The sequence below is a fragment of the Azospirillum sp. B21 genome, assembly GCF_008364825.1.
Lineage (GTDB): Bacteria > Pseudomonadota > Alphaproteobacteria > Azospirillales > Azospirillaceae > Azospirillum.
This window is the reverse complement of the sequence record NZ_VTTO01000016.1, coordinates 41710-67383: the sequence shown is the minus strand read 5'-3', so window position 1 is coordinate 67383 and position 25674 is coordinate 41710. Positions and strand designations below refer to the sequence as shown.

Genomic DNA, 25674 nt, shown 5'->3' with positions numbered 1-25674 from the left:
CCCTCTCCCCCCCGGGAGAGGGAGAGAACTCAGCCCTTTTGCGACAGCAGCGGGAAGGCGTCCAGAACACCGGTCAGCAGGATCTGGACGCCGACGCAGAACAGCAGGAAGGCGAACAGCCGCGTCAGCACCCGCACCCGCGTCGGACCCAGGAAGGCGACGATGCGGTCGGCGGAGCGGTAGGACAGCCAGATCAGCGCGGCGATCGCCAGCGCCGCCCCCGACATGCCGATGAAGAACTCCATCAGCCCGCCGGCCCCGCGCGTCGGCCGGGTGGAGCCGAGTGCGATGGCGACCGAAATGGTGCCCGGTCCGGTGGTGAAGGGGATCGTCATCGGGAAGAAGGCCGATTCGGCCAGCCGGTCGTTATCGCCGGTCGGGGCCGCCTGCTCCTGCTTGCGCGCCTCGTGCCGTTCGGGCGCGGTCAGCAGCGCCCAGGCCCGTTCCGCCACCACGAAGCCGCCGGCAATCCGCAGTGCCGCCATCGACACGCCGAAGAAGTTCAGCACATAGGCGCCCGCCCACAAGGCGGTCAGCATGACGATGGCGGAATAGAGGCTGACCAGCCCGGCCAGCCGCGCCCGGTCACGCGGACTGCTGTCCGCCGTCACCTGACTGAAAATCAGCGCCATCGCGAGCGGATTGACGATGGAGAACAGGGCGGTGAAGGCGAGCAGGAAGCTGTCGAGCATGGGATCCGGGCTGTCGGTCGGCTGTCCGAACAGTTAGCTGGGACGGGACAATGCTGGCAAGAGCGGCGTTGCCGCCCCCTGCCTCACCCGGCTCACCCGTTGAACAGCGTCGCGTCGATCCGCCGGACCATCGCCACCAGCCGCGGCGCGAACTCCTCCTCCAGCTTTTGCAGATCGACCATGAAGGCCGGCCCGCCGCAGTTGAAGGCCAGCACCTGAGATCCGTCGCGCGGCACGAAGGGAACGCCGACGGCATGCACCTCCGACTTCCAGGCGCCGATGGAGCGGCAGTAGCCGCGCGTCCGGTAATCCTCGATGGCCTGGAGGATGCCGTCGCGGATCTCGGGCCAGCGCTCCCCCTCATGCTCCTCCAGCTTCGCCATCAAGGGCGCGCGCTCCGCCTCCGGCAGGGCGGCCAGATAGGCGCGGCCCATGCCGGTGGTCGACAGCTTGATGTGGGAGCCGACGTCGAGCGACAGGGTGATCGGACCTGTCGCCTTGCAGCATTCCAGATAGATCATGCTCAGCCGGTCGCGCCCGCCCAGCGCCACGGCAAGGCCGGTCTGGTCGGCCAGGTCCTGCATCAGCGGACGCGCCACCTGCCGGATGCCCATGCCCGACAGGCTGGCATAGCCCAGCGCCAGCACCGAGGTGCCGAGCCGGTATTTGCCGGTGTTCTGGTCGTAGGCGAGATAGCCCAGTTTGGCCAGCGTGTAGGTCAGCCGCGACACCGTCGGCTTGGGCAGGCCGGTGCGTTGTGCCAGCTCCAGGTTGCCCAGCATCGATTCGTTGCGGCGAAAGGCGCGCAGCAGTTCCAGCCCGCGGGCCAGCGCCGTGACGAAGCGCGGGTCCTTCTCGTCCTCCGCCAGATCGTCGGCGACCAGAGCCTCTTCCCGCCTGCGCATGACCCTATCCTCCCGCAAAACATCGCGGGACGATCCTGCCAGCGGCTGGCCGGCACGTCAATGAAACAACGTTTCACGATGCGAAATTTATACCCGCCGATCCGCACCGGCGCCTATTGCGTCGCCCCCAGCCCCAGCGTCACCATGCGTTCGTACAGCGACGCGCGCGAAATGCCCAGCAGCTTCGCCGCCCGCGCCTTGACGCCGTTGGCCTCCTCCAGCGCAGCGGCGATGGCGTGGCGTTCGGCGGCGTGCAGCACCTCCTGCAACGGCCGCGCCCCCGCCGCCAGCGGCAGCGCCGAGGCGCCGGCCGGATGCTGCATGCCGGGCAGCACGCTGCGGATGTGCGGCGCGGTCAGGATCGGCGCGTCGGTCAGCGCCACCACCCGTTCCAGCGTGTTGTAAAGCTCGCGGACATTGCCGGGCCAGTCATAGTCGCGCAGCACCTGCACCGCCGATTCCAGAAGCTCGCGCGGCGGCGTGCCCTGCTGGATCGCCAACTGCTCCAGAATGCGATCGGCGATGCTCTCGATGTCCTCCGGCCGGTCGCGCAACGGCGGAAGGGTGATCGGCACCACATTCAGCCGGTAATAAAGGTCGGCGCGGAACTGCTTCTCCCGCACCAGAGCGTGCAGGTCGCGGCTGGTGGCGGCGATGATGCGGACATCGACCCGCACCACCTTGTTGGAGCCCAGCGGCTCGATCTCGCGCTCCTGCAACACGCGCAGAAGCTTGGCCTGCACCGGCAGCGGCATGTCGCCGATCTCGTCCAGGAACAGGGTGCCGCCGTTGGCGAGCTGGAACTTGCCCTCGCGGTGGCGGCGGTCTGCGCCGGTGTAGGCGCCGGGGGCGACGCCGAAGAACTCCGCCTCCAGCAGGGTTTCTGGAATGGCTGCGACATTGACGCCGACGAAGGGCTTGGACGCCCGCGGGCTGGCGGAATGGATGGCCTGTGCCAGAAGCTCCTTGCCCGTCCCCGTCTCCCCCAGCAGCAGCACGGTGCTGTCCATCTGCGCGGCGCGGCGGCCCAGACGCTTGATCTCGCGGATCGATTCGCTGGCGCCGAGGAACTGCGAAAAGGAGTATTTGGCCCGGCGCTCATGCGCCAGCTCCTGCTGGGTGCGGGTCAGCTCCTCCTGCATCTTCTCGTATTTGCGGACCAGCGGACGCAGATACTCGGCGCGGTCGAACAGCACGAAGCCGATGGCGCCGATGATCGAGCCGTCGGTGCCGAACAGCGGCATCCGCGTCACCACGAAGGACCGGTCGCCGAACTCCATGATGTCCAGCGGCTGGGGCTGGCCGCTGTCGATCACCCGGCGCAGCTGGCTGTTGGGGATGACGTCCTCCACCTGCCGGCCGCGCGGATCGCCGGGAACGCCCAGCAGCGCCTTGTATTTCTCGTCCATCCAGGCGATGCGGCCATTGTGGTCGACCGCGACGGCGCCGACGCACATGGATTCCAGGTGTTCGAACAGGGAGTGCACCGCGCGCTGGCGCAACGCTTCGAAATCGACGGTGTCGCCCACGTCACCCTCCCAGACGGGACCGATCTTCGTCGTCCCGGTGTCGAGGCCCATTGCGGCGCCGGCTTTGGAGCCTGCTGCATTGCAACGCAATTTGCCAACAATATCAGAGGTCAACATAGTAGCCCATCCGTCGGATTAAAGGGAAGGCACACGGGATCGATCGGGTACGCGAGGACGATCCGCACCCGTTCATCAGACCAGAGCTTGACGGCACCGCAAGCCGGGACGCTTTTTAAAAAGGCAACCCGGACCTGTTCTCTACATCCTCCGCCATACCCTCTCTCTTCTTCGTGATTTTCAACCCACGCGGGTAGGAGAAAGGAAAAAGAGGGGGACCTTTCGGTCCCCCCTGGGGGAGTACGCGGAAATGGACGGCGGACTCAGTGCCCCCGCTTGGGCAGCCGGTGCAACAGTTCGCCGACGATGCCGCGGCGGAAGACCAGGACGCAGACGACGAAGATGCAGCCGATCACTACCGGCACCGGCAGGCTGGTGGCGGCGAGATAGCTTTCCAGCGTCACCACCAGACCGGCGCCGACCACCGGACCCAGCAGCGTGCCCATGCCGCCCAGCAGCGTCATCAGCACCACCTCGCCCGACATCTGCCACGTCACGTCGGTCAGGCTGGCGAGCTGGAAGACGATGGCCTTGGTCCCGCCGGCAAGGCCCGCCAGCGAGGCGGACAGCACGAAGGCGACCAGCTTGTAGCGGTCGGTGCGGTAGCCGAGCGAAACGGCGCGCGGCTCGTTCTCGCGGATCGCCTTCAGCACCTGCCCGAAGGGCGAATGGACGGTACGCCAGATCAGGGCGAAGCCGCCGAGGAAGATCGCCAGCACGGTGTAGTACATGGTCAGCGGCTGGTTGAGGTCGAACAGCCCGAACAGGGTGCCGCGCGGCACGCCCTGGATACCGTCCTCGCCATGGGTGAAGGGCAGCTGCAAGGCCAGGAAGAAGATCATCTGGCTCAGCGCCAGCGTGATCATGGCGAAATAGATGCCCTGCCGGCGGATGGCGATCAGGCCGAAGACCAGCCCCATCGCTCCGGCCACCGCAGTGGCGGCGAGCAGGCCGAACTCCGGTGCCCAGCCCCAGACCTTCACCGTATGGGCGGCGATGTAGGCGGCGCCGCCGAAGAAGGCGGCATGGCCGAAGCTGAGCAGGCCGGCGAAGCCGATCAGCAGGTTGAAGGCGCAGGCGAACAGCGCGAAGCACAGCACCTTCATCAGGAAAACGGGATACAGCACGAAGGGTGCCGCGATGGCGACCGCCAGCAGGAGGGCGGCGATCAGGACGGTGCCGGTGCCGCGGGAGGCCCCGCGCATGGCGATGGTGGTGGCGTTGCTGGCGACGGTCATGGATCAGCGCTCCCGTCCGAAGAGGCCCGCGGGCTTGATGAGAAGAACGATCGCCATCACGACGAACACGACAATGTTGGAGGCCTCCGGATAGAAGACCTTGGTCAATCCCTCCAGCAGCCCCAGCCCGAGGCCGGTGACGATGGCCCCCAGGATGGAGCCCATGCCGCCGATCACCACCACCGCGAAGACGATGATGATCAGGTTGGTCCCCATCAGCGGCGACACCTGATAGATCGGCGCCGCCAGCACGCCGGCCAGCCCGGCCAGCGCCACGCCAAAGCCGTAGGTCAGCGACACCATCACCGGCACGTTGATGCCGAAGGCCTGGACCAGCGTCGGATTCTCCGTCGCCGCGCGCAGATAGGCGCCCAGCTTCGTCCGCTCGATGGCGAACCAGGTGCCGAAGCAGATGGTGAGCGAGGCGACGACCACCCAGGCGCGATAGTTCGGCAGGAACATGAAGCCCAGATTCTGCCCGCCCTGGAGGGCTGCGGGGATCGGATAGGGCTGGCCCGACACGCCGTACTGGTGGCGGAACGCCCCTTCGAGGATCAGCGCCAGCCCGAAGGTCAGCAGCAGGCCGTAGAGATGGTCCAGCTTGTACAGCCGCGACAGCATCGACTTCTCCAGCGCGATGCCCAGCAGCCCGACCGCCAGCGGCGCCAGCACCAGCGCCCACCAGTAGCCGAGCCCGAGATAGGTCAGCAGCAGCCACGCCACGAAGGCGCCGACCATGTAGAGCGCGCCGTGGGCGAAGTTGATGACGTTCAACATGCCGAAGATCACCGCCAGCCCGAGGCTGAGCAGCGCATAGAAGGAACCATTGATCAGGCCGAGCAGAAGCTGCCCGAACAGGACTTGGGGCGGAACTCCCAGCAGGCTGAACATATCCGCGTCTCTCCCGGTTCGTGGTTGTTGTTCTTCTGGGTGGGAATTATCGGCTTCGAATGCCCCCACCTATCCTCCCCCGCTGGGCGGGGGAGGGACTGCCGCCACTCTCTTGTATCAGCGCTTGTCCCCTCCCCCGCCCAGCTCTCGCACAAAGCTCCGCTTTGTGCTGACGCGGCAGGCGGACCGTAGGTCCGCTGAGAGCGGGGGAGGGTTAGGGTGGGGGTCTAACTCCGACGCCCCCTCACTTCACCAGCGCGCAGCCGCTCTGCTTGGGGTCCATGAACGCCGTGTCGGCCGGGATGGTCTTGACGATCTTGTAATAGTCCCAGGCCCCCTTCGACTCGGCCGGGGTCTTCACCTGGGCCAGATACATGTCGTGGATCATGCGGCCGTTGGCAGCGATCCTGCCCTTCTTGGCGAACATGTCCTCGACCGGCATTTCGCGCATCTTGGCGGTCACCTTGTCGGCGTCGTCGGTCTTCGCCGCCTCGACCGACTTCAGGTAATGCTTCACCGCCGAGTAGACGCCGGCCTGCACCATGGTCGGCTTCTTGCCGGCCTTGGCCTCGAACTTCTTCGACCATTCGCGGGTCTGGTCGTCCATGTCCCAATAGAAGCCGGTGGTCAGCATCAGCCCCTGGGCCGACTGCAGCCCCAGCGCATTCACGTCGGTGATGAACATCAGCAGGCCGGCCAGGCTCTGGCCCGACTGGGTGATGCCGAATTCCGCCGCCTGCTTGACGGCGTTGACGGTGTCGCCGCCGGCGTTCGCCAGCCCGATCACGTCGGCTCCGGAGCCTTGCGCCTGCAGCAGGAAGGACGAGAAGTCGGAGGTGCCGAGCGGATGGCGCACCGATCCGGAGATGGTGCCGCCCAGCGACTTGACCATCTTGGTGGTCTCTTCCTCCAGCGACTGGCCGAAGGCGTAGTCAGCGGTCACGAAGAACCACTTCTTCTTGCCCTGCTCGTACAGGGCGCGGCCGGTGCCGGCGGCCATGGCGTAGTTGTCGTAGGTCCACTGGAAGCCGTAGGGGCTGCACTGCGCACCGCTCAGCGCCGTCGCACCCGGGCCGGACATCAGGAAGATGCGCTTCTTGTCCTTGGTGATGCCCTGAACCGCCAGCGCGGCGGCGGAGTTCGGCACGTCGGCGATCACGTCGACGCCGCCGGTGTCCACCCACTCGCGCGCCTTCGACGCGGCGATGTCGGCCTTGTTCTGGTGGTCGGCGACGACGATTTCGACGGGGGCGCCGGCGACCTTGTTGCCGAACTCCTCCGCCGCCATCCGTGCGGCGATGGCGGACCCCTCGCCGGCCAGATCGGCGTAGATGCCGGAGCGGTCGTTCATCACGCCGATGCGGATGACGTTGTCCGACACCTGGGCCGCGGCCGGAATTGCGGTCCCTGCCAGCGTCAGCAGGGCGGTGCCGGCGAGAAGAAGCGTGCGCATCGGAAGGTCTCTCCCTCTTGGATTTATTGTCGGCCGGTCCCCGTTGCGGAAACCTGCGGCCGTAATCGGGCAAAGCTCCGGCCGCCCGCCGCCCCGCTCTCGACTGGAGCGGGACGGCGTCGGTGCCGGGAATGATCGGAAGGCTGGACGGGTTACACGCCGAGATAGGTGTGGAGCTTGTCCATGTTGGCTTCGAGCTGGTCGTTGGGGATCATGTCCACCACATGGCCCTCCTCCATCACGTAATGGCGGTCGGCGATGGTGGCGGCGAAGCGGAAGTTCTGCTCCACGAGCACGATGGTGAAGCCGCGCGCCTTCAGCGCCCGCACCGCCACGCCGATCTGCTCGATGATGACCGGGGCCAGACCCTCGGTCGGCTCGTCCAGCAGGATCATGGTGGCGCCGGTGCGCAGGATGCGGGCGATCGCCAGCATCTGCTGCTCGCCGCCCGACAGCCGCGTGCCCTGGGTGCTCCCACGGCCCTTCAGGTTGGGGAACAGGTCGTAGATCTGCGGGATCGTCATCCCGCCCTCTTTCACCACCGGCGGCAGCGTCAGGTTCTCGTCCACGCTGAGCGAGGAGAAGATGCCGCGTTCCTCCGGCACATAGCCGATGCCCAGCCGCGGGATCTTGTGCTGCGCCATGCCGATCAGCTCCTGCCCCTGGAAGCGGATGGAGCCGGTGCGCTTGCCCATGATCCCCATGATGGCGCGCATGGTGGAGGTCTTGCCGGCGCCGTTGCGGCCCAGCAGCGTCACCACCTCGCCCTGCCGCACCTCCAGGCTGACGCCGTGCAGCACATGGCTTTCGCCGTAATAGCCGTGCAGGTCGGCGATCTCCAGCATCGCAGTCTTCGTCTGCATCCCGTCAGGCATGTCCGGTCCCCATATAAGCTTCCATCACCTGCGGGTTCTTGGAGACGACCTCGTACGGTCCCTCCGCCAGGATTTCGCCGCGGCGCAGCACGGTGATGGTGTCCGACAGGTGGGCGACGACTGACAGGTTGTGCTCCACCATCAGCACGGTGCGGTCGGCGGCGACGCGCTTGATCAGCGCCGCGGTGCCCTCGATGTCCTCATGACCCATGCCGGCCAGCGGTTCGTCCAGCAGCATCACCTCCGGGTCGAGCGCCAGGGTGGTGGCGATCTCCAGCGCACGCTTGCGGCCATAGGGCAACTCGGCGGCGGTGTGGCCGGCCCAGGGGGTGAGGTTCACCGCCTCGATCAGTTCCAATGCCCGGTCGTGCAGGTCGTAGAGCGACGATTCGGACTTCCAGAAATGGAAGCTGGTGCCGAGCGGCCGCTGCAGCGCCACCCGGACATTCTCCAGCACGCTCAGGTGCGGGAAGACGGCCGAGATCTGGAAGGAGCGGACCAGCCCCATCAGTGCGATGTCCGCCGGCTTGGTGCGGGTGATATCCCGGCCCTTGTAGAGGATCTGGCCGCGCGTGGGCGTCAGGAACTTGGTCAGCAGGTTGAACACCGTGCTCTTGCCGGCGCCGTTCGGGCCGATCAGCGCATGGATGGTGCCGCGGCGAACCTGCAGGTTCACCTCCTTCACCGCCACGAAGCCCTTGAACTCCTTCGTCAGATTGCGCGCTTCCAGGATGATGTCGTCGTTCGGTGCGGCGTTCATCGGTCGCGAATTCTCCTCCCGTTCGTCCTTATGTCCGGGCTTGTGCCCGGGGCTTATATCCGGGCTCCCGGCCCGGGGGCCGCCATGCGGCGGGACGTTTCACCGATTGTTGTACGCACGAAGCGTGCCACGGCAGGGTTCGCTTCGCTCGGGCCCTTGGACCCATTGTTTCTCCGCGGATTCGCCTCCGCCTCCCTCTCCCCGCTCCGGACCCTGGCACCGGAAAGTGTCGGAATCGCGGACACTCTGTCCGCCAAACATGACACCATCCAAAATGTCGGCGCGCAAGATCGTCCGTGTGGCCGACGCCATATTGCGGACTTGCCAAATCGGCACCGCACTGCAATGGTGGCCGTCCGACGGTGCCCTGCCCGTCCTGACGGGCGGCGGGGATAATAGGGAATGCGGTGCGGATCTCCGTTGCACGGGGTCCAAGGCCGCGGCTGCCCCCGCAACTGTGTGCGGCGAGCGTCCCGTCCATCATGCCACTGGTCCCTTTCGGGGCCGGGAAGGCGGACGGCGATGCCACGACCCGCGAGCCAGGAAACCTGCCGGCGGACACGTCGACCTTTCCCAACCCCGCCGGGTGTGGCGGGACAGCAAGGATTTTGTTCCATGACCACGCGTTCGCTCCACACTGCAGCCGGTTCCGCGACCCGCAGCGCCGCCCAGACCGCGGTCGCCGCCTTCGCCGCGATCCTGCTGGGCAGCTTCCTGCTGTACGGCGTCGGCTTCGCCCAGCCGCAGCAGATCCACGACGCGGCTCACGATGCCCGTCACTCCTTCGCGTTCCCCTGCCACTAAGCCAGGGTCATGGATCTGATCCGGCGGCTGTTCACAGCCGCCCTGGTCGCGGGCGTGCTCTCCGGCACGGCCGCTTCCGTCGTTCAGCAGGCGACGACCGTCCCGCTGATCCTCGAAGCCGAGAAATACGAAGTGGTGACCCCGCCTGCCGCTTCCGCCCCCGCCTCCGCCCCCGAGACGGCCCACCAGCATGGCCCGGTGCGCGAGGTCGGCGAAGGCGTGCCCACCACGCTGGACGAGGCGATGCAGCGCATCGGCCTGACCATCGCCTCCAACCTGCTGACCGGCGTCGCCTATGCGCTGCTGCTGTCGGCCGCGATGCTGCTGGCCGGCCGGCCGGTCGATGCGCGGCGCGGGCTGGTGTGGGGGGCCGGCGGTTTCGTCGCCGTGTCGCTGGCGCCCTCCTTCGGTCTGCCGCCGGAACTGCCGGGCATGGCCGGGGCCGATCTGGAGCTGCGCCAGCTCTGGTGGCTGGCCGCAGCGGCCGGGGCCGGCGTCGGCATGGCCGCGCTCGCCTTCGCCCGCAACCGCTTCGTCATCGCCGCCGCCGTCCTGGCCGCTGCCATGCCCCATCTGGTCGGCGCGCCTCATCCGGAAAGTGCCGAAGGCGCCGTCCCGCCGGAGCTGGCCGCCCATTTCGTCACCGCCTCGCTGGGCAGCGCCGCCCTGTTCTGGGCGATCCTGGGCGCGGTCTGCGGCTGGCTGATGAGCGGACTGGTCGGCGAGGCCGAGCACCGCCCGGCCCTGCGGACCCAGCCCGGCGCGCGTTAAGGAGTTACGTCCCATGTCCGCAGTTTCCAAGACGGCCGCCGGCAAGGTTCCGGCGACCGTCATCACCGGCTTTCTCGGCGCCGGCAAGACCACGCTGATCCGCGGCCTGCTGGAAAAGGCCGACGGCCGGCGGCTGGCCCTGATCATCAACGAGTTCGGCGATGTCGGCATCGACGGCGACATCCTGCGCGCCTGCGGCAACCCGACCTGCACCGAAGACGACGTGATCGAGCTGGCCAACGGCTGCCTGTGCTGCACCGTCGCCGACGACTTCGTCCCGGCCATCGAAAAGCTGCTGGCCCGGCCGCAGCCGCCCGAGCATATCATCATCGAGACCAGCGGCCTTGCCCTGCCGAAGCCGCTGGTCCAGGCCTTCCACTGGCCGGCGATCAAGACCCGGGTCACGGTGGACGGCGTCATCGCCGTGGTCGACGCCTCCGCCGCCGCTGAGGGCCGTTTCGCCCCCGATCCCGCGGCGCTGGAGGCCCAGCGCGACGCCGCCGGCACCGTCGATCACGAAACGCCGATCGAAGAGGTGTTCGAGGATCAGCTTCTCTGCGCGGACCTGATCGTCGTCAACAAGACCGATCTGCTGGCCGACGGCGACCTCGCCCGTGTCGAGGAACTGATCCGCGGCGCCCTCAGTCACACGGTCGGCCGCGACGCCAAGCTGGTGCGCGCTTCCCAGGGGGCCGTCGATCCGCTGGTCCTGCTGGGCGTCGGTGCGGCGGTGGAGGACGACCTCGCCAACCGTCCCAGCCACCATGACGATGAAGAGGGCCACGACCACGACGACTTCACCAGCTTCGTGGTGGAGCTGCCGCCGCAGCCCGATCCCGCCCGTCTGGCGATGACGCTGGAGCAGGTCGCCGGCCTGCATGGCGTGCTGCGCCTGAAGGGCTTCATCGACGTGCCCGGCAAGCCGATGCGCCTGCTGGTCCAGGGCGTCGGTACCCGCATCCAGACCCACTACGACCGCCTGTGGAAGCCCGGCGAGGAGCGCCGCAGCCGCCTGGTGGTGATCGGCGAGACCGGGCTGGATCGTGACGCGGTGACGCGGGCGGTTGTTGGGTAAGGGGCCGAATATGGTGCGGAGTTAGACCCCCACCTAACCTCCCCCGCTGGGCGGGGGAGGGACTGCCGCCGCTCTTCCGCACAAGCACCTGTCCCCTCCCCCGCCCAGCGGGGGAGGGTTAGGGTGGGGGCAAGTGTCCCCGCTCCTTGAACGTATCCGCGGACACCCATGCACCTGCTCGCCGCCCGCCAGGACGAACTGGACGCCGGCCCCCAGGCGGAAGACCTGGGGCAGACGCCGGCCGACCTCGTCATGCTGTCTTTCTCCGACAGCGACCTGACTGCGCTCGCCACCGCGTGGCGGGCCGGGCGCGACCGCTTGCCCAGCCTGCGCCTCGCCAACCTCAACCGGCTCGGCCATCCCCTGTCGGTGGACCTCTACGCCGACAGCATCGTCGCCAAGGCGAAGCTGGTGGTCCTACGCCTGCTCGGCGGCAGCGGCTATTGGCGCTACGGCCTCGACCGCCTGTCCGGCCTTTGCCGCGAGCGCGCCATCCCGCTGGCCGTCCTCTCCGGCGAGGCGCAGCCCGACCCGAACCTGACCGCCTACGGCACCGTCGCCCCCGACGCCACCGACCGGCTGTGGCGCTATTTCACCGAGGGCGGCCCGGCCAACATGGCCCAGCTGCTGGCCTGTGCCGCGACTCTCGCCGGCACGCCCCTGCCCCAGGACGACCCTGCCCCGGTGCCGCGCTTCGGCGCCTATGACGGCTGGAGCGGTCCCGCCCCCACCGACGCTCCCGTTGCGGCGGTCGTCTTCTATCGCTCTCACCTTTTGGCCGGCGATCTCGCCCCGGTCCATGCCCTGTGCGACGCACTGGCCGCCCGCAGCCTCGCCCCGCGTCCGCTGTTCGTGGCCAGCCTGAAGGAGCCGGACTGCGCCGCCTGGATGCGCGCCAGCCTGACCGCGCAGAACGCCGCAGTCGTCGTCAACACCACCGCCTTCTCCGCCGCCCGCGATGACGGCTCCCCGCTGGAAGCCAACGGCAGCCCGGTCCTGCAGGCCATCCTCGCCACCACGCCGGAATCCGGCTGGCAGGCCTCGTCACGCGGCCTCGGACCGTCCGACCTCGCCATGAACGTCGTGCTGCCGGAGATGGACGGCCGCATCATCGCCCGCGCCGTCGCCTTCAAGACGGCGGGGGAGCCCGACCCCGACCTGCAATTCGCCGCCCCGGTCCTGCGCCCGATCCCCGACCGTGTGGCTTTCACCGCCGACCTCGCCGCAAGCTGGGTCCGCCTGTCCCGCATCCCGCGGGCGGAGCGGCGGCTGGCGCTGGTGCTGTCAGACTATCCCGGCCCCGGCGGCGGCATCGGCCATGCGGTGGGCCTCGACAGCCCGGCCAGCACGGTGGCGATGCTTCACCGCCTGTCCGCCGAAGGCTACGGCCTGTCCGCCATCCCGGACAGCGGCGCCGACCTGATGGCGGCCCTGACCTCCGCCCCCACCCCGACCCTGTCGCTCGCCGACTATGAGCGACTCGCCCCGCCGGAGCTGCGCGCCCGCATCGCCCAGACCTGGGGCGAGCCCGAGGCCGATCCCGCCTGCCGCGACGGCGCCTTCGCCTTCCGCGTCCTGCCCTGCGGCAATGCCGTGGTTGCGGTACAGCCCAGCCGCGGCCACGGTCCTCTGACCACCGCCCAGCATCACGACCCCGACACGCCCCCCAGCCACGGCTATCTCGCCTTTTACCTGTGGCTGCGCCATACCATGGACATCCATGCCCTGGTGCAGATCGGCGCCCATGGCACGCTGGAATGGCTGCCGGGCAAGGCGGTGGCGCTGTCGGCCGATTGCTGGCCGGAGATCGTCGGCGGCGCCCTGCCGACCCTTTATCCCTTCATCGTCAACAACCCCGGTGAGGGCGTGCAGGCCCGCCGCCGCCTCGGCGCCGTGCTGATCGGCCATTTGACCCCGCCGCCGGTGGAGTCCGGCCTCTATGGCGAGCTCGCCGCGCTGGAAAACGCCATCGACGAGTATTCGCAGGCGACCGGGCTCGACCCGCGGCGGCTGGGCATGCTGCGCGAGACGATCCTCGACCTCGCCTGGAAATCCGGCGTCGCCGCCGACTGTAACCTGCGGCCCGACGACGATCCCGACGCCATCCTGTCGCGGCTGGACGCCCATCTCTGCGACATCAAGGAACTGCAGATCCGCGACGGTCTGCATGTCTTCGGCCACAACCCGACCGGCGAGCGCCGCGACCGCCTGACCGCCGCCGTTGCCCGCACCGCCGATCCGGTCATGGTCGCCGCCGCGGTGGACGCCTGCGGCGAGGCGGAGATGCGGGCGCTGCTCGACGGGCTGGACGGCCGTTTCGTCCGCCCTGGCCCCGGCGGCTCGCCGGCGCGTGGGCGGGCGGACACCCTGCCAACCGGGCGGAACCTCTATGCGCTCGACCCGCGCGGCGTGCCGACGCCGACCGCCTGGACGCTGGGATGGCAGGCGGCGGACGCGCTGATCACCCGCTATCTGCAGGATCATGGCGACTGGCCGCGGCGGCTGGTGGTCGATTGCTGGGGCACCCCCGCCATGCGCACCGGCGGCGACGAGCTGGCGCAGGCGCTGGCCCTGCTGGGCGTCCGTCCGATCTGGGAGAACGGCTCCGGCCGCGTCACCGGCTACGAGATCATGCCGGCCGGCGTGCTGGGCCGCCCGCGGGTGGATGTGACGCTGCGCATCTCCGGCCTGTTCCGCGACGTTTTCCCGCAGCAGATCGCCCTGTTCGATCAGGCGGTGCGTGCCGTCGCCGGACTGGACGAGCCCGACGACACCAATCCGCTCGCCGCCACCGCGCGGGCCGAGGAACAGCGCCTTGCGGCATCCGGCACCGACGCGGCGGACGCCCACCGCTGGGCCACCGCCCGCATTTTCGGCGCCGCCCCCGGCATCTACGGCACCGCGCTCTCCGGCATGATCGCACGCGGCGACTGGACCACGCGGGCCGATTTCGGCGCCGCCTATCTGGAGGGCGGCTGCCACGCCTATGGTGCCGGGCTGGAGGGGGTGCCGCTGCCGGCATTGTTCCGCCGCCGGGTGGGGGGGGCCGACGCCCTGGTCCACCACCAGGACCAGCGCGAGCATGACGTGCTGTCCACCGACGGCTTCATGCAGTTCGAGGGCGGTTTCGCGGCAGCGGCGGCGCTGGAGGACTCCGAACCGGCGCTTTACCATCTCGACAGCGCCGATCCGGAAAGGCTCGCCGTCCGCACGCTGGCGGAGGAGATCGCCCGCACCCTGCGCGGCCGGGCGGCCAACCCGCGCTGGATCCAGGGCATGATGCGTCACGGCTATCGCGGGGCGGCGGAACTGGCGGCCGGCGTCGACACGCTGTTCGCCTTCGCCGCCACCACCGACGCCGTACGTCCCGCCCATTTCGACCAGCTGTATGACGCGTACGTCGAGGATGCGGAGGTGTGGGACTTCCTGTCGCATGCCAATCCGGCGGCTGCCCGGCACATTCTGGCGCGCATGAGCGAGGCGCTCGACCGCGGCCTGTGGCATCCCCGCCGCAACTCCACCGCGGAGGATCTGCGGCGCCTCCGGGAGACCGCCGCATGACGAACCCTGTGCCGACCCAGCCGAGACGGCGCGGCACCTGCCCCGGCGTGCTGGCGCCGATGCAGGTCGGCGACGGGTTCCTGCTGCGCGTCCGCGTCCCCACCGGCGTGCTGCCCGCCGACCACGCCCGTCGCATCGCGGAGTTGGGCAATCGTTACGGCAACGGCCTGATCGACCTCAGCCACCGCGGCAACCTGCAGCTCCGCGGCATTCCCGCCGACGCGCTGGAGCCGGTGACCGACGCCCTGCGCGAGATGGGCTATGTCTCCAGCGATGCGGCGAGCGAGGCGGTGCGCAACGTCCTGTGCTCCCCCACCGCCGGGCTGGACCCCAGCGCGTTGATGGACGTACGGGCGGCGGCACGTACGCTCGACACGCGGCTGGCGGCGGATACGGCCCTGCACCGCCTGCCGCCGAAATTCGGCTGGCTGGTCTGCGGCGGCGGCATCGGCCATCTGGCGGACAGCAGCACGGACGTACGCTTCGACGCGGTGGACGCGGAGCGGTTCCGGGTGTCTCTCGGCGGGTCGCTGGCGAAGGCCGCACCGTTGGGGCTGTGCCGGGCGGAGGACGTTGCGGATGTGGCCTCCGCGCTGGGCCGCGCTTTCCTGGAATTGCGCGCATCGCTGCCGGAGCCGCCGCGCCGCATGGCCGGTTTGGTTGCCGCGATTGGAATTGAGCCGTTCGCAACGCGCCTCTCCCCGCTGATATCCCCTCCCCCGCCCAGCGGGGGAGGGTTAGGGTGGGGGCAAGTGCCGCACCTCATGGATGTCTTCGGCTCCGCCGAACCCCCTCATCCCAACCTTCTCCCCGGGGGGGAGAAGGGACTCATAGCCGGGAAAGTGGTCGCCTTCCCCTTCGGCCGCCTCACCGCCGCCACCCTCTCCGCCCTAGCCTCCGCCTGCACCGAAATCCGCATTACCCCCTGGCGCGCCCTGATCCTCGTCGGCCCCTCCGCCGACGCCGAAACCGTCGCCCATGCCCACGGCGCCATCCTGTCGCACACCGACCGCCGCCTGAAGCTGACCGCCTGCAGCGGGGCTGGCGGCTGCGATGTCGGCACCACCGACACCCATGCGACGGCGCTCGCCATCGCCGAGCGCGCAGGCCCCTTGCTGGACCATGTGCGAATGGTGCATGTGTCGGGCTGCGCCAAGGGCTGCGCCCATCCCGCCATCGCCGATGTCACCCTGACCGCCCGCGACGGGGTGTATGACGTCGCCCTGAACGCCAAACCCGGTGACGATTCCCCGCACACCGGCCTGTCCCCCGCCGACGCCGTGGCCCGCGTCGCGGATCTGTTGACCGAGGAGTCCGCCGGTGCCTGAGCCGCTCTACGACTATATCCGCGACGGAGCGGCCATCTACCGCCAGTCCTTCGCCACCATCCGGGCGGAGGCCGACCTGTCCGCCATCCCCGACGACCTGAAGCCGGTGGCGGTTCGCGTCATCCACGCCTGCGGCATGGTCGATGCGGCCCAGGACCTGCTGTTCTCCGCCGATGTCGGCGCCGCCGCCCGCGCCGCCCTGCGCTCCGGCGCGCCGGTCCTCTGCGACAGCGAGATGGTCGCCCATGGCGTGACCCGCGCCCGCCTGCCGGCGGACAACGCGGTGGTCTGCACGCTCCGCGACGCCGCCGTGCCCGATCTGGCCAAGAGCATCGGCAACACCCGCTCCGCCGCCGCGCTCGACCTGTGGGGCGACCGGCTGGGCGGATCGGTGGTCGCCATCGGCAACGCGCCGACCGCGCTGTTCTACCTGCTGGAGATACTGGCGGCCGGTGCGCCCAAACCGGCGGCGATCCTGGGCTTCCCGGTCGGCTTCGTCGGCGCGATGGAAAGCAAGGAGGCGCTGGCCGAAAACCCCTTCGGCGTCCCCTATCTGGCGATCCGGGGCCGGCGCGGCGGCAGCGCCATGGCCGCCGCCGCCGTCAACGCGCTGGCGAGCGACGTGGAATGAGCGGCGATATCTCCTCCCCAAATCCGTCCACCCTGGGCACCCTGTTCGGCGTCGGCGTCGGCCCCGGCGACCCGGAGTTGATGACGCTGAAGGCGGTGCGCACCATCGGCGCCTGCCCGGTCGTCGCCTATTTCTGCAAGCGGGGCACCAGGGGCCAGGCCCGCCGCATCGCTGACCAAGCCATCACTCCAGACCAGATCGAGCTGCCGATGGTCTATCCGGTGACGGTGGAACTGCCGCCGACCCACCCGGAGTATGGCCGCCAGATCGAAGCCTTCTTCGATGAGTCGGCCGAGCGCATCGCGGAGCATCTCGCCGCCGGCCGCTCCGTTGCGGCGCTGAACGAGGGGGATCCATTCTTCTACGGCTCCTTCATGCATCTGTTCCTGCGGCTGTCCGGCCGCTTCAAGGCGGAGGTCATCCCCGGCGTCACCAGCATGGTGTGCAGCGCCTCGCTTCTGCCGCGCCCGCTGATGCTGCGCGACGACGTGCTGTCGGTGATCCCCGGCACGCTGGACGAGGCAGCGCTGGTCCGCGCGCTGACCGCCGCCGACGCCTGCGTGGTGATGAAGCTGGGCCAGAACCTGCCCAAGGTGCGCCGCGCCATCGCCGCCGCCGGGCTGGCCGAGCGGGCGTGGTATGTGGAGCGCGCCAGCATGGACGAACAGCGCTTCATGCCCTTCCTGGAGGCGCCGGACGTCGCCCCCTACTTCTCGCAGATCGTCATTCCGGGCGAGGGCAAACGCGGATGAGCGGCCCTGAGAACAATGGCTGGCTCAAAGTCGTCGGGCTTGGCCCCGGACCAGAGGACTGGCTGACGCCGGAGGCCCGGCGCGATCTGGCCGAAGCGACCGACCTCGTCGGCTATTTCCCCTATGTCGATCGGGTGCCGCCGGGAAATCAGGTGCGCCACGCCTCCGACAACCGGGTGGAGTTGGACCGCGCCCGTTTCGCGCTCGATCTGGCGGCACAGGGCCGGCGGGTGGCGGTGGTGTCGGGCGGCGATCCCGGCATCTTCGCCATGGCCGCCGCCATCTTCGAGGCGCTCGACGATCCTGACGCGCCGGAGGCTTGGCGCGCGGTGCCTCTGTCAGTCGATCCCGGCGTTTCCGCCATGCAGGCCGCCGCCGCGCGGGCCGGGGCGCCGCTGGGGCATGATTTCTGCGCCATCTCGCTGTCCGACAATCTCAAGCCGTGGGATGTGGTGCTGAAGCGCCTGCGTCTGGCGGCGGAGGCGGATTTCGTCATCGCGCTCTACAACCCGATTTCCAAAGCCCGTCCCTGGCAGCTTGGCGCCGCCTTCGACGCCCTGCGCGACATCCGCGCGCCCGAGACCCCCATCGTGCTGGGCCGCGCAATCGGCCGCCCGGACGAGGAATTGACCGTCACGACCTTGGGCGAGGTGCGGGCGGAGCAGGCGGACATGCGCACGCTGGTCATCATCGGCGCCTCGCACACCCGCTTCGTGGCGCGGGCGGATGGCGGGCGCTGGGTGTATACGCCCCGGCATTATCGGGGGTGAGGATGTGCGTGACGACCAATCCGCCGCGAGTAACCCTCTCCCCCCCAGGGAGAGGGCTGGGTGAGGGGGACGCGCGGCGAGGATTCTGGGGAAGTCACGTGGTGCATCCCCCTCACCCCGACCCTCTCCCCGAGGGGGAGAGGGGGATTCAGCAGGGGGAAGAGTCAGCCCACCCCCTCCAACCATCCCACCGCCGCATCGACGTCGTGCAATTCCGCCACACCGTTGCCCGCCGGCCGCTCCACCATCACCACCGGCAGGCCAAGCTCGCGCGCGGCTTCCAGCTTCGCGTCGGTGGCGCGTCCGCCGCTGTTCTTGCTCACCACCACCTCCACTCCCTCCCCGCGCATCAGCGCCAGTTCGCCCTCCACGGTGAAGGGCCCGCGGTCGAGGATCAGGCTCATGCGTGGCAGGGCCGGCATCGGCTCCGGCGGATCGACGGCGCGGATCAGGTAGCGCTTGTCCGGCGTCGCCTCGAAGGCCGCGACCTCCTGCCGGCCGATGGTCAGGAACACGGGGTCGCCCAGGCCGCGGAGCGCCAGCGCCGCGACATCCATGTCCGGCACGCCGATCCAGCGGTCGCCCGGCCCCGCCACCCAGGCCGGCCGGGTCAGGACACGCAGCGGCACGCCGACCTGTGCACAGGCCGCGGCGGCATTGGCGGAAATCTGCGCCGCGAAGGGATGCGTCGCGTCGATCACCGCACCGATCCCCTCGGTGCGCAGGTAACCGGCCAAGCCCTCCACCCCGCCGAAACCGCCGATGCGGGTCGGCAGCGGCGGCAGGACCGGATTCTTCGTCCGGCCGGCCAGCGACACGCGGGCGTCGATGCCGGGATGGCCGGCCAACCGTTTCGCCAGCGCCGTCGCCTCCGTCGTGCCGCCCAGGATCAGGACTTTGACCATTTCCCCCTCCCCACCCGTCAGGATCGGCGCCATGGATAGCATGGGAACGGCCCGCTGGCTCAGCATCGTCGGCATCGGCGAGGATGGCTGGGACGGTTTGTCGCCTGCCGCCCGCGCGGCGGTCGAAGGCGCGGCCATCCTCTATGGTGGCAACCGTCACCTCGATCTCGTGCCGGTCGTTGCCGGACAGGAACGATTGCCCTGGCCGTTGCCGATCACCGACGCCTTCCCCGGCCTGATCGCGCGGCGCGGACAGCGGATCTGTGTGCTGGCGAGCGGCGATCCGTCCTGGTACGGCGTCGGCGCCACCCTGTCGCGACTCGTTCCGGCTGCGGAAACGACTGTGATCCCGGCGGCGTCCGCCTTCAGCCTCGCCGCATCTCGGCTGGGCTGGCCCCTGCAGGACTGCCGCTGCCTGACCGTTCATGGCCGTCCGCTGGAGCAGGTCGTTCCGCATCTGCAACCGAACTCCAAACTTCTGCTTCTTTCCTGGGACGGAACGACCCCGGCGAAGCTCGCCGCCCTGCTGCGCGCCCGCGGCTTCGGGAAGTCGCACCTGACAGTGCTGGAGGCGATGGGTGGACCGCGCGAAGCCCGGCTGGAGGCGACCGCCGACGCCTGGACCGCCGAACAGGTCGCCGACCTCAACACCATTGCACTGGACTGCGTTGCCAGCCCCGGCGCCCAAATCCTGCCGCTGGCGCCCGGCCTGCCCGACGACTGGTTCGAGCATGACGGCCAGATCACCAAGCGCGAGGTGCGTGCCGTCACCCTGTCCTTCCTGGCCCCGCGCCGGGGCGAGCTGCTATGGGACGTCGGCGCCGGGTCGGGCTCCATCGGCATCGAATGGATGCTGTGCGACCCCGCCAACCGCGCCATCGCCGTTGAGCACCACCCGGAGCGCATCGACCGCATCCTCGCCAACGCCGCATCCTTCGGCGTTCCCGGCTTGGCTCTGGCGCGCGGCAAGGCCCCGGCAGTGCTGGCCGGGCTCGAGCAGCCGGACGCCATCTTCATCGGCGGCGGGTTGACCGCGGATGGCGTGCTGGCGGCCTGCTGGGACGCCCTGCCCGCCGGCGGCCGGATCGCCGCCAACGCGGTGACGCTGGAAAGCGAGGCGGTGCTGTTCGATGCGCACAAGCGGCTGGGCGGTGAACTGACCCAGATCGCCGTTGCCCGCGCATCGGCGGTCGGCGGCTTCCGTGGCTGGCGCGCCGCCATGCCGGTCACGCTGTGGCGAGCGGAAAAACCGCATGGGGAGGGCACATGGACCGCCTGACGCCCGATGCCCTGCTATTCGGCCCGGTTTTCGTGGGGCTGGGTTGCCGCCGCGGCTGCGGTTGGGAGGAGATCGCCGGTCTGGTCGTCGCCGCCTTCGACGAGGCGGCCCTGCCCGACGCCACGCGCCAATTGGCGGCCCTCGCCGCCCCGGCGATGAAGGCCGACGAAGCGGGGTTGGCGGAGGCCGCCCGCGCGCTCGGCCTGCCGCTGCGCTTCATCGAGGAGGACGCGATGCTGGCGGCGCAGGACCGCGTCCACACCCGTTCCTCCACCGTGCTGGCCGCGGTCGGGCTGGCCTCGGTCGCGGAGGCCGCGGCGCTGGCCGCCGCCGGGCCGGGATCGCGCCTGCTGCTGCCGCGCCGCTCCACCCCCCGCGCCACCGTGGCACTTGCTTTGCCCGCAGTCGCCCTTTCGGAGACCCGTTCATGACCGTCCATTTCATCGGTGCCGGACCGGGCGCTCCCGACCTGCTGACACTGCGTGGTCGCGACCTGATCGCGCGTTGTCCGGTCTGCCTCTATGCCGGCTCTCTGGTGCCGAAGGAGATCATCGCCCACGCCCCCGCCGACGCCCGCATCATCGACACCGCCCCGCTGACGCTGGAGGAGATCGTCGCTGAGTTCCAGGCCGCACATGCCGCCGGCAAGGACGTGGCCCGGCTGCATTCGGGCGACCTGTCGGTCTACAGCGCATTGGGCGAGCAGACCCGCGCGCTGCGGGAACTGGGCATCCCCTACACCATCACCCCCGGCGTGCCGGCCTTCGCCGCCGCATCGGCCGCGCTGGGGCGGGAGCTGACCCTGCCGGAGGTCAGCCAGACGCTGATCCTGACCCGCACCGAGGGGCGCGCGTCGGCCATGCCCGCCAACGAGACGCTGGAGGTGCTGGGCGCTTCGGGCGCCACGCTGGCGATCCACCTGTCGATCCACGTCATCGACCGGGTGGTGGAGCGGCTGACTCCGCTCTACGGCGCCGACTGCCCGGCTGCGGTGGTCTATCGCGCGACATGGCCGGACGAGCGGGTGCTGCGCGGCACGCTGTCCAACATCGCGGCGCAGGTCGCGGCCTCACCGATGGAACGCACCGCACTGATCCTGGTCGGCCCGGCGCTGGGCCATGAGGAGTTCCGCTGCAGCGCGCTGTATGACGGCAGCCATGTGCGGCGTTACCGGGGGCTGGGGGAGTGAGGTTGCGTGCCCAGCACGCAAAAAGGCCCTCTCCCCCCCGCTCACGCGCAAACGAAGTTTGCGCTGACGCGACAGGCGGACCTCCGGTCCGCCGAAAGTGGGGAGAGGGTTGGGTGAGGGGGATCCGCTTGCCGGACGCTCCCCGCCACGCATCCCCCTCACCCTGCCCTCTCCCCGGGGGGGAGAGGGTTCACAAGAGCGAGAGATGGCGCACACCCAACGACCCGCCCCTGGCGGTCGGTGACGAGCACCTCGACAGCGACCGGTGCATCCTCCAGCACCTGCTGCGCGGCTCGGCGGGCCAGCTCGGCCACATGATCTGCCAGCCGCAGGCCGGCGGCATCCGCCATGCCCAGCACCTGCGCCGCCGTGTTGGCGCCGCGCGCTTGCGTGATCAGCTCCGGCCCGGCCCCCAGTTCCGCCAGCCGCCCGGCCAGCCAGTCGAAATCGACAGCATGGCGCTTGCTGTGCAGATCCATCAGCCCGCGCGCCAGCTTGCCGAACTTGGCGAAGCCGCCGCACAGGGTCAGGCGCGGAATGGGATGCCGGCGCAGGTATTTCAGCGTGCCTCCGACGAAATCGCCCATGTCGATCAGTGCCTGTTCGGACAGGCCGTAGCGCGCCACCACCGCCTTTTCCGACAGATCGCCGGTGCAGGCCGCGACATGGGTCAGTCCGGCGGCGCGCGCCACGTCGATGCCGCGCTGGATCGAGGCGATCCAAGCCGCGCAGGAATAGGGCACGACGATCCCCGTCGTCCCCAGGATCGACAGCCCGCCCAGAATGCCGAGCCGGCCGTTCATGGTGCGCTTGGCGAGCTGCTCGCCATTCTCCACCCCGACCTCGACCACCACGTCGGCCGGCTGGCCGGCCGCGGCGGCCGCCTCCCCTACCGCCTGCGCGATCATGCTGCGCGGCACCGGGTTGATCGCCGGTTCGCCGACGGCCAGCGGCAGGCCGGGCAGGGTCACGGTGCCGACGCCGGGACCGGCGCGGAAACTCACGCCGCTGCCCGGCGCTCCACGCCACACCCGCGCCCGCACCAGCGCGCCATGGGTCACATCGGGATCGTCGCCGGCATCCTTGACCACGCCGGCCGCGGTCCAGGGTCCATCCGGCCCCTCCCCCCGCTCCGTCACCGCCAGGGCAAAGGCCGGGGTCTGGCCGCCGGGCAGGGTCACGGCCACCGGATCGGGAAACTCCCGGCCGAACAGAGCTTCAGCAGCCGCCCGCGCCGCAGCAGTGGCGCAGGTTCCCGTCGTCCAGCCGCGGCGCAAGGGTGTAGCATGCTCCCCGGCACCCTCCGCACCGCCTTCCGTCTTCTCCGAGCCCGAGTCCGCGTTCATGTCGTTTGAGTCGTCCATTCCCGAAAGCGTCCTGGTCCCCTTCGCCCCCGGCAGCGTCTGGCTGGCCGGGTCCGGCCCCGGCGACCCCGGCCTGCTGACCCTGCTGGCGCTGCAAGGTCTAAGGCAAGCCGACGTCATCGTCCATGACGCGCTGGTCGGCGAACGGATCATGGCGCTCGCCAGCCCGTCGGCAAGGCTGGAGTTCGCCGGAAAGCGCGGCGGCCGCCCCTCCGCCCATCAGGACGACATCACTAACCGCCTGATCGAACTGGCGAAGGAGGGCCACCGCGTCCTGCGCCTGAAGGGCGGCGACCCCTTCGTCTTCGGCCGCGGCGGCGAGGAGGCGCAGGCGCTGGCGGCGGAGGGCATTCCCTTCCGCATCGTCCCCGGCATCACGTCGGGCATCGCCGGCCCGGCCTATGCCGGCATTCCGGCGACCCACCGCGACACCAACCAGGCGGTGATCCTGGCGACCGGCCATTCGCTGGGCGGCGGGCCGGATTGGCGGGCGCTGGCCGCCACCAGGGCGCCGCTGATCCTCTATATGGGCTGGAAGGCGCTGCCGACCATCGCGGCGGAGCTGATGGCCGGCGGCCTGTCCGCCGACACCCCGGTCGGCGTGGTGACGGAAGCGACGACCGCCAACCAGAAGAGCCTCGTCACCAGCCTCGGCACCTGCGTTGCCGATCTGGCGGCCAGCGAACTGGAGCCGCCCGCCATCATCGTGATCGGCGAGGTGGTGCGGCTGCGCCCGGCGCTGGAGTGGCTGCCGGGCCAGATGGCGCTGCACCATGGCTAATGGCATCATCATCGCCGCCCCGGCATCGGGCACCGGCAAAACGACGCTGACGCTGGGGCTGCTGGCGGCGCTCCGTGCCCGCGGCGTGGCGGTGGGGGCGGTGAAGTCGGGACCGGACTACATCGACCCGGCCTTCCACCGCGCCGCCACCGGCCGGCCGAGCGTGAACCTCGACACATGGGCGATGGGGCCGGACCTGCTGGATGGGCTGGCCGCCCGCGCCGCCGAGGGCGCCGACCTGCTGGTCTGCGAAGCGCTGATGGGCCTGTTCGACGGCGTGGCCGGGGTCGGCGCCACCGGCACCGGATCGACGGCGGAGATCGCGGCGCGCACCGGCTGGCCGGTGCTGCTGGTGGTGAACGCCAAGGGACAGTCGCAGTCGGCCGCGGCGTTGGTGAAGGGCTTCGCCACCTACCGCGACGACGTGACCATCGGCGGCGTCGTGCTGAACAATGTCGGCAGCCCGCGCCACACCGCACTCGCCGGCAACGCCATCGAGGCGTTGGGCATCCCCCTGCTGGGCGCCCTGCCGCGCGCGCCGGACCTCAGCCTGCCTGAACGCCATCTCGGCCTCGTCCAGGCCGACGAGACGGAGGGGCTGGTCGACCGGTTGGCCGCACTCGGCCGCTTCGTCGCCGAGCATGTGGACCTGGACCGTGTCGTTGCGCTCGCCAAGCCGTCCAAGGCCGGGCCGGGCAACGACGCCCCTGCCCTGCCGCCGCTGGGCCAGCGCATCGCCATCGCGCGGGATGCCGCCTTCACCTTCGTCTATCCGCACCTGACCGCCGGCTGGCAGGCGGCGGGCGCGGAGCTGCGTTTCTTCTCCCCCCTGGCGGACGAGGCGCCCTCGCCGGATGCGGACGCCGTCTATCTGCCCGGCGGCTATCCGGAGCTGCATGCCGGCCGCCTCGCCGCCAACCGCCGATTCCGCGACGGCCTGCGCGCGGCGGCGGAGCGGGTGCCGGTCTATGGCGAGTGCGGCGGCTACATGGTCATGGGCGAGACGCTGGAGGATGCCGACGGCGTCACCCACCCGATGGCCGGGCTGTTGGGGGTCCGGACCTCCTTCGCCAAGCGGCGGCTGCATCTGGGCTATCGCCGGACGGCCCTGCTGGCCGACGGGCCGCTGGGACCGGCGGGATCGCCGCTGATGGGGCACGAGTTCCACTATGCCTCGACCCTTGCCCGCGGCGACGACGCGCCGCTGCTGCATGCGACGGCAGCGGACGGCAGCGACCTGGGAGCGCTGGGCAGCCGGCGCGGGCTGGCGCTGGGGTCCTTCGTCCATCTGATCGCGCGGGGGTAAGGGGATGGAGGATGACTTCACCCCGGCGGAGCGTGACGCGCTCTACAAGGCGATCTTCTCCCGCCGCGACGTGCGCGGGCAGTTCCGGCCCGATCCGGTGCCGGACGAGGTGCTGACCCGCATCCTGCTGGCCGCGCACCATGCGCCGTCGGTGGGGTTCATGCAGCCGTGGAACTTCATCGTCGTCACCGATCCAGCCGTGAAGTCCCGCATCCACGCCGACTTCACCCGCGCCACCGAGGAAGCGGCGGCGATGTTCGAGGGGGAACGGCGCAGCCTCTACAGCCGGCTGAAGCTGGAAGGCATCCGCGAGGCGCCGATCAATCTCTGCATCACCTGCGACCGCGAGCGCTCCGGCCCGGTGGTGCTCGGCCGCACCCACATGCCGGCGATGGACCTCTACAGCTGCGTCTGCGCCGTGCAGAATTTGTGGCTGGCGGCGCGGGCGGAAGGTCTGGGGGTAGGCTGGGTCAGCATCCTGCACGAGGACGCGCTGCGGGACGCGCTGGGCATCCCGGAACGCATCGTGCCGATCGCCTATCTCTGCCTCGGCCACGTCACCCATTTCGAAGCGACGCCGGAACTGGAAACCAAGGGCTGGCGCAAGCGCCTGCCGCTGGAGGATCTGGTGTTCCGCGACCGCTGGCAGGGGGAGTGAAGGGACGGGCGCCACCCCCGTGCGGGGATGGCGCCCGTCG

At 70.0% G+C, this 25674-nt stretch carries 24 protein-coding genes and 1 riboswitch; of the genes, 14 read left to right on the top strand and 10 right to left on the bottom strand.

Annotated features, from left to right (window positions below; genetic code table 11):
* Window positions 1–29: 29 nt before the first annotated feature.
* The 8 genes from FZ983_RS26760 to FZ983_RS26725 form a co-directional block, all read right to left on the bottom strand.
* Window positions 30–692, bottom strand: coding sequence for a MarC family protein (locus FZ983_RS26760; protein WP_149227111.1), 663 nt, complete (start codon window positions 690–692; stop codon window positions 30–32).
* Window positions 693–784: 92 nt separating this feature from the next.
* Window positions 785–1597: an IclR family transcriptional regulator gene (locus FZ983_RS26755; protein WP_149227109.1), complete on the bottom strand. Its 813-nt coding sequence runs from the start codon at window positions 1595–1597 to the stop codon at window positions 785–787.
* A 113-nt stretch (window positions 1598–1710) separates the two neighbouring features.
* The gene (locus FZ983_RS26750) at window positions 1711–3177 is read right to left on the bottom strand and encodes a sigma 54-interacting transcriptional regulator (protein WP_149227107.1); all 1467 of its coding nucleotides are present in this window, start codon (window positions 3175–3177) and stop codon (window positions 1711–1713) included.
* 329 nt (window positions 3178–3506) lie between these two features.
* Window positions 3507–4448 carry a branched-chain amino acid ABC transporter permease gene (locus FZ983_RS26745; protein ID WP_247884001.1) on the bottom strand — a complete coding sequence of 314 codons (942 nt, stop codon included), beginning with the start codon at window positions 4446–4448 and terminating at the stop codon, window positions 3507–3509.
* A 36-nt stretch (window positions 4449–4484) separates the two neighbouring features.
* The gene (locus FZ983_RS26740; RefSeq protein ID WP_149227103.1) at window positions 4485–5372 is read right to left on the bottom strand and encodes a branched-chain amino acid ABC transporter permease; all 888 of its coding nucleotides are present in this window, start codon (window positions 5370–5372) and stop codon (window positions 4485–4487) included.
* A gap of 244 nt (window positions 5373–5616) precedes the next feature.
* Window positions 5617–6825 carry an ABC transporter substrate-binding protein gene (locus tag FZ983_RS26735; RefSeq protein ID WP_149227101.1) on the bottom strand — a complete coding sequence of 403 codons (1209 nt, stop codon included), beginning with the start codon at window positions 6823–6825 and terminating at the stop codon, window positions 5617–5619.
* Between the two features lie 152 nt (window positions 6826–6977).
* A complete protein-coding gene (locus FZ983_RS26730) occupies window positions 6978–7700 on the bottom strand; it encodes an ABC transporter ATP-binding protein (RefSeq protein WP_149227099.1) in 723 nt (240 codons plus the stop codon).
* Window positions 7693–8460 carry an ABC transporter ATP-binding protein gene (locus FZ983_RS26725; protein ID WP_085092200.1) on the bottom strand — a complete coding sequence of 256 codons (768 nt, stop codon included), beginning with the start codon at window positions 8458–8460 and terminating at the stop codon, window positions 7693–7695. Before FZ983_RS26725 ends, FZ983_RS26730 begins: the two co-directional genes overlap by 8 nt.
* A 343-nt stretch (window positions 8461–8803) precedes the next feature.
* Window positions 8804–9031, top strand: a riboswitch (cobalamin riboswitch).
* A 44-nt stretch (window positions 9032–9075) separates the two neighbouring features.
* Between FZ983_RS26725 and FZ983_RS26720 the strand changes: the two genes are divergently transcribed.
* The 8 genes from FZ983_RS26720 to cobJ all read left to right on the top strand — a co-directional run bounded on the left by FZ983_RS26720 (window position 9076) and on the right by cobJ (window position 18152).
* On the top strand, window positions 9076–9264 hold the full coding sequence (locus FZ983_RS26720) for a CbtB domain-containing protein (RefSeq protein ID WP_149227097.1): 189 nt from the start codon (window positions 9076–9078) through the stop codon (window positions 9262–9264).
* 9 nt (window positions 9265–9273) lie between these two features.
* On the top strand, window positions 9274–10035 hold the full coding sequence (locus tag FZ983_RS26715) for a CbtA family protein (protein ID WP_149227095.1): 762 nt from the start codon (window positions 9274–9276) through the stop codon (window positions 10033–10035).
* Window positions 10036–10048: 13 nt separating this feature from the next.
* Complete coding sequence (cobW, locus tag FZ983_RS26710) at window positions 10049–11110, top strand: cobalamin biosynthesis protein CobW (protein ID WP_149227093.1); 1062 nt, start codon at window positions 10049–10051, stop codon at window positions 11108–11110.
* 168 nt (window positions 11111–11278) lie between these two features.
* Window positions 11279–14671, top strand: coding sequence for a cobaltochelatase subunit CobN (gene cobN / locus FZ983_RS26700; protein WP_149227091.1), 3393 nt, complete (start codon window positions 11279–11281; stop codon window positions 14669–14671).
* Window positions 14668–15999 carry a precorrin-3B synthase gene (cobG, locus tag FZ983_RS26695; RefSeq protein ID WP_149227089.1) on the top strand — a complete coding sequence of 444 codons (1332 nt, stop codon included), beginning with the start codon at window positions 14668–14670 and terminating at the stop codon, window positions 15997–15999. Before cobN ends, cobG begins: the two co-directional genes overlap by 4 nt.
* A complete protein-coding gene (locus FZ983_RS26690; protein ID WP_149227087.1) occupies window positions 15992–16630 on the top strand; it encodes a precorrin-8X methylmutase in 639 nt (212 codons plus the stop codon). Before cobG ends, FZ983_RS26690 begins: the two co-directional genes overlap by 8 nt.
* Complete coding sequence (locus FZ983_RS26685; RefSeq protein ID WP_149227085.1) at window positions 16627–17382, top strand: precorrin-2 C(20)-methyltransferase; 756 nt, start codon at window positions 16627–16629, stop codon at window positions 17380–17382. Before FZ983_RS26690 ends, FZ983_RS26685 begins: the two co-directional genes overlap by 4 nt.
* Window positions 17379–18152, top strand: coding sequence for a precorrin-3B C(17)-methyltransferase (gene cobJ, locus FZ983_RS26680; RefSeq protein WP_149227083.1), 774 nt, complete (start codon window positions 17379–17381; stop codon window positions 18150–18152). Before FZ983_RS26685 ends, cobJ begins: the two co-directional genes overlap by 4 nt.
* Window positions 18153–18316: 164 nt before the next feature.
* Here the strand turns inward: cobJ and FZ983_RS26675 are convergent, their stop codons facing one another.
* Entirely contained in the window at window positions 18317–19057 is a 741-nt protein-coding gene (locus FZ983_RS26675; RefSeq protein WP_149227081.1) for a cobalt-precorrin-6A reductase, read from the bottom strand.
* 40 nt (window positions 19058–19097) lie between these two features.
* Here FZ983_RS26675 and cbiE point away from each other — a divergent pair, with 40 nt between their 5' ends.
* The 3 genes from cbiE to cobM are packed head-to-tail and all read left to right on the top strand — an operon-like array spanning window position 19098 to window position 21525.
* Window positions 19098–20336: a precorrin-6y C5,15-methyltransferase (decarboxylating) subunit CbiE gene (gene cbiE, locus FZ983_RS26670; protein ID WP_149227230.1), complete on the top strand. Its 1239-nt coding sequence runs from the start codon at window positions 19098–19100 to the stop codon at window positions 20334–20336.
* Entirely contained in the window at window positions 20324–20767 is a 444-nt protein-coding gene (locus tag FZ983_RS26665; protein ID WP_149227079.1) for a cobalamin biosynthesis protein, read from the top strand. Before cbiE ends, FZ983_RS26665 begins: the two co-directional genes overlap by 13 nt.
* Window positions 20764–21525, top strand: a complete 762-nt coding sequence (gene cobM / locus FZ983_RS26660; protein WP_149227077.1) for a precorrin-4 C(11)-methyltransferase — start codon at window positions 20764–20766, stop codon at window positions 21523–21525. The genes FZ983_RS26665 and cobM overlap by 4 nt, the downstream gene beginning before the upstream one ends.
* Before the next feature lie 158 nt (window positions 21526–21683).
* On the opposite strand, the gene FZ983_RS26655 is transcribed toward cobM, so the two are convergent.
* Window positions 21684–22871 carry a cobalt-precorrin-5B (C(1))-methyltransferase gene (locus FZ983_RS26655; protein WP_149227228.1) on the bottom strand — a complete coding sequence of 396 codons (1188 nt, stop codon included), beginning with the start codon at window positions 22869–22871 and terminating at the stop codon, window positions 21684–21686.
* Between FZ983_RS26655 and cobA the strand changes: the two genes are divergently transcribed.
* The 3 genes from cobA to bluB are packed head-to-tail and all read left to right on the top strand — an operon-like array spanning window position 22870 to window position 25634.
* Window positions 22870–23670: a uroporphyrinogen-III C-methyltransferase gene (cobA, locus tag FZ983_RS26650; protein WP_149227075.1), complete on the top strand. Its 801-nt coding sequence runs from the start codon at window positions 22870–22872 to the stop codon at window positions 23668–23670. The two genes, FZ983_RS26655 and cobA, sit on opposite strands and share 2 nt — an antisense overlap.
* Window positions 23663–24976, top strand: coding sequence for a cobyrinate a,c-diamide synthase (locus FZ983_RS26645; RefSeq protein WP_149227073.1), 1314 nt, complete (start codon window positions 23663–23665; stop codon window positions 24974–24976). The genes cobA and FZ983_RS26645 overlap by 8 nt, the downstream gene beginning before the upstream one ends.
* 4 nt (window positions 24977–24980) lie before the next feature.
* Window positions 24981–25634: a 5,6-dimethylbenzimidazole synthase gene (bluB, locus tag FZ983_RS26640; protein ID WP_149227071.1), complete on the top strand. Its 654-nt coding sequence runs from the start codon at window positions 24981–24983 to the stop codon at window positions 25632–25634.
* The last annotated feature ends 40 nt before the right edge of the window (window positions 25635–25674 follow it).

Bases quoted from the DNA above. Each gene is read 5' to 3' on its own strand.
- cobG (WP_149227089.1), top strand. From the start codon at position 14,668: ATGACGAACCCTGTGCCGACCCAGCCGAGACGGCGCGGCACCTGCCCC.
- FZ983_RS26665 (WP_149227079.1), top strand. From the start codon at position 20,324: ATGGACCGCCTGACGCCCGATGCCCTGCTATTCGGCCCGGTTTTCGTG.
- FZ983_RS26745 (WP_247884001.1), bottom strand. From the start codon at position 4,448: ATGCGCGGGGCCTCCCGCGGCACCGGCACCGTCCTGATCGCCGCCCTC.
- bluB (WP_149227071.1), top strand. From the start codon at position 24,981: ATGGAGGATGACTTCACCCCGGCGGAGCGTGACGCGCTCTACAAGGCG.
- FZ983_RS26755 (WP_149227109.1), bottom strand. From the start codon at position 1,597: ATGCGCAGGCGGGAAGAGGCTCTGGTCGCCGACGATCTGGCGGAGGAC.
- cobM (WP_149227077.1), top strand. From the start codon at position 20,764: ATGACCGTCCATTTCATCGGTGCCGGACCGGGCGCTCCCGACCTGCTG.
- cobN (WP_149227091.1), top strand. From the start codon at position 11,279: ATGCACCTGCTCGCCGCCCGCCAGGACGAACTGGACGCCGGCCCCCAG.
- FZ983_RS26720 (WP_149227097.1), top strand. From the start codon at position 9,076: ATGACCACGCGTTCGCTCCACACTGCAGCCGGTTCCGCGACCCGCAGC.
- FZ983_RS26715 (WP_149227095.1), top strand. From the start codon at position 9,274: ATGGATCTGATCCGGCGGCTGTTCACAGCCGCCCTGGTCGCGGGCGTG.
- cobW (WP_149227093.1), top strand. From the start codon at position 10,049: ATGTCCGCAGTTTCCAAGACGGCCGCCGGCAAGGTTCCGGCGACCGTC.
- FZ983_RS26730 (WP_149227099.1), bottom strand. From the start codon at position 7,700: ATGCCTGACGGGATGCAGACGAAGACTGCGATGCTGGAGATCGCCGAC.
- FZ983_RS26645 (WP_149227073.1), top strand. From the start codon at position 23,663: ATGGCTAATGGCATCATCATCGCCGCCCCGGCATCGGGCACCGGCAAA.
- FZ983_RS26655 (WP_149227228.1), bottom strand. From the start codon at position 22,871: ATGAACGCGGACTCGGGCTCGGAGAAGACGGAAGGCGGTGCGGAGGGT.
- FZ983_RS26750 (WP_149227107.1), bottom strand. From the start codon at position 3,177: ATGGGCCTCGACACCGGGACGACGAAGATCGGTCCCGTCTGGGAGGGT.
- cbiE (WP_149227230.1), top strand. From the start codon at position 19,098: ATGGGAACGGCCCGCTGGCTCAGCATCGTCGGCATCGGCGAGGATGGC.
- FZ983_RS26740 (WP_149227103.1), bottom strand. From the start codon at position 5,372: ATGTTCAGCCTGCTGGGAGTTCCGCCCCAAGTCCTGTTCGGGCAGCTT.
- FZ983_RS26725 (WP_085092200.1), bottom strand. From the start codon at position 8,460: ATGAACGCCGCACCGAACGACGACATCATCCTGGAAGCGCGCAATCTG.
- FZ983_RS26735 (WP_149227101.1), bottom strand. From the start codon at position 6,825: ATGCGCACGCTTCTTCTCGCCGGCACCGCCCTGCTGACGCTGGCAGGG.
- FZ983_RS26760 (WP_149227111.1), bottom strand. From the start codon at position 692: ATGCTCGACAGCTTCCTGCTCGCCTTCACCGCCCTGTTCTCCATCGTC.
- FZ983_RS26685 (WP_149227085.1), top strand. From the start codon at position 16,627: ATGAGCGGCGATATCTCCTCCCCAAATCCGTCCACCCTGGGCACCCTG.
- cobJ (WP_149227083.1), top strand. From the start codon at position 17,379: ATGAGCGGCCCTGAGAACAATGGCTGGCTCAAAGTCGTCGGGCTTGGC.
- cobA (WP_149227075.1), top strand. From the start codon at position 22,870: ATGTCGTTTGAGTCGTCCATTCCCGAAAGCGTCCTGGTCCCCTTCGCC.
- FZ983_RS26675 (WP_149227081.1), bottom strand. From the start codon at position 19,057: ATGGTCAAAGTCCTGATCCTGGGCGGCACGACGGAGGCGACGGCGCTG.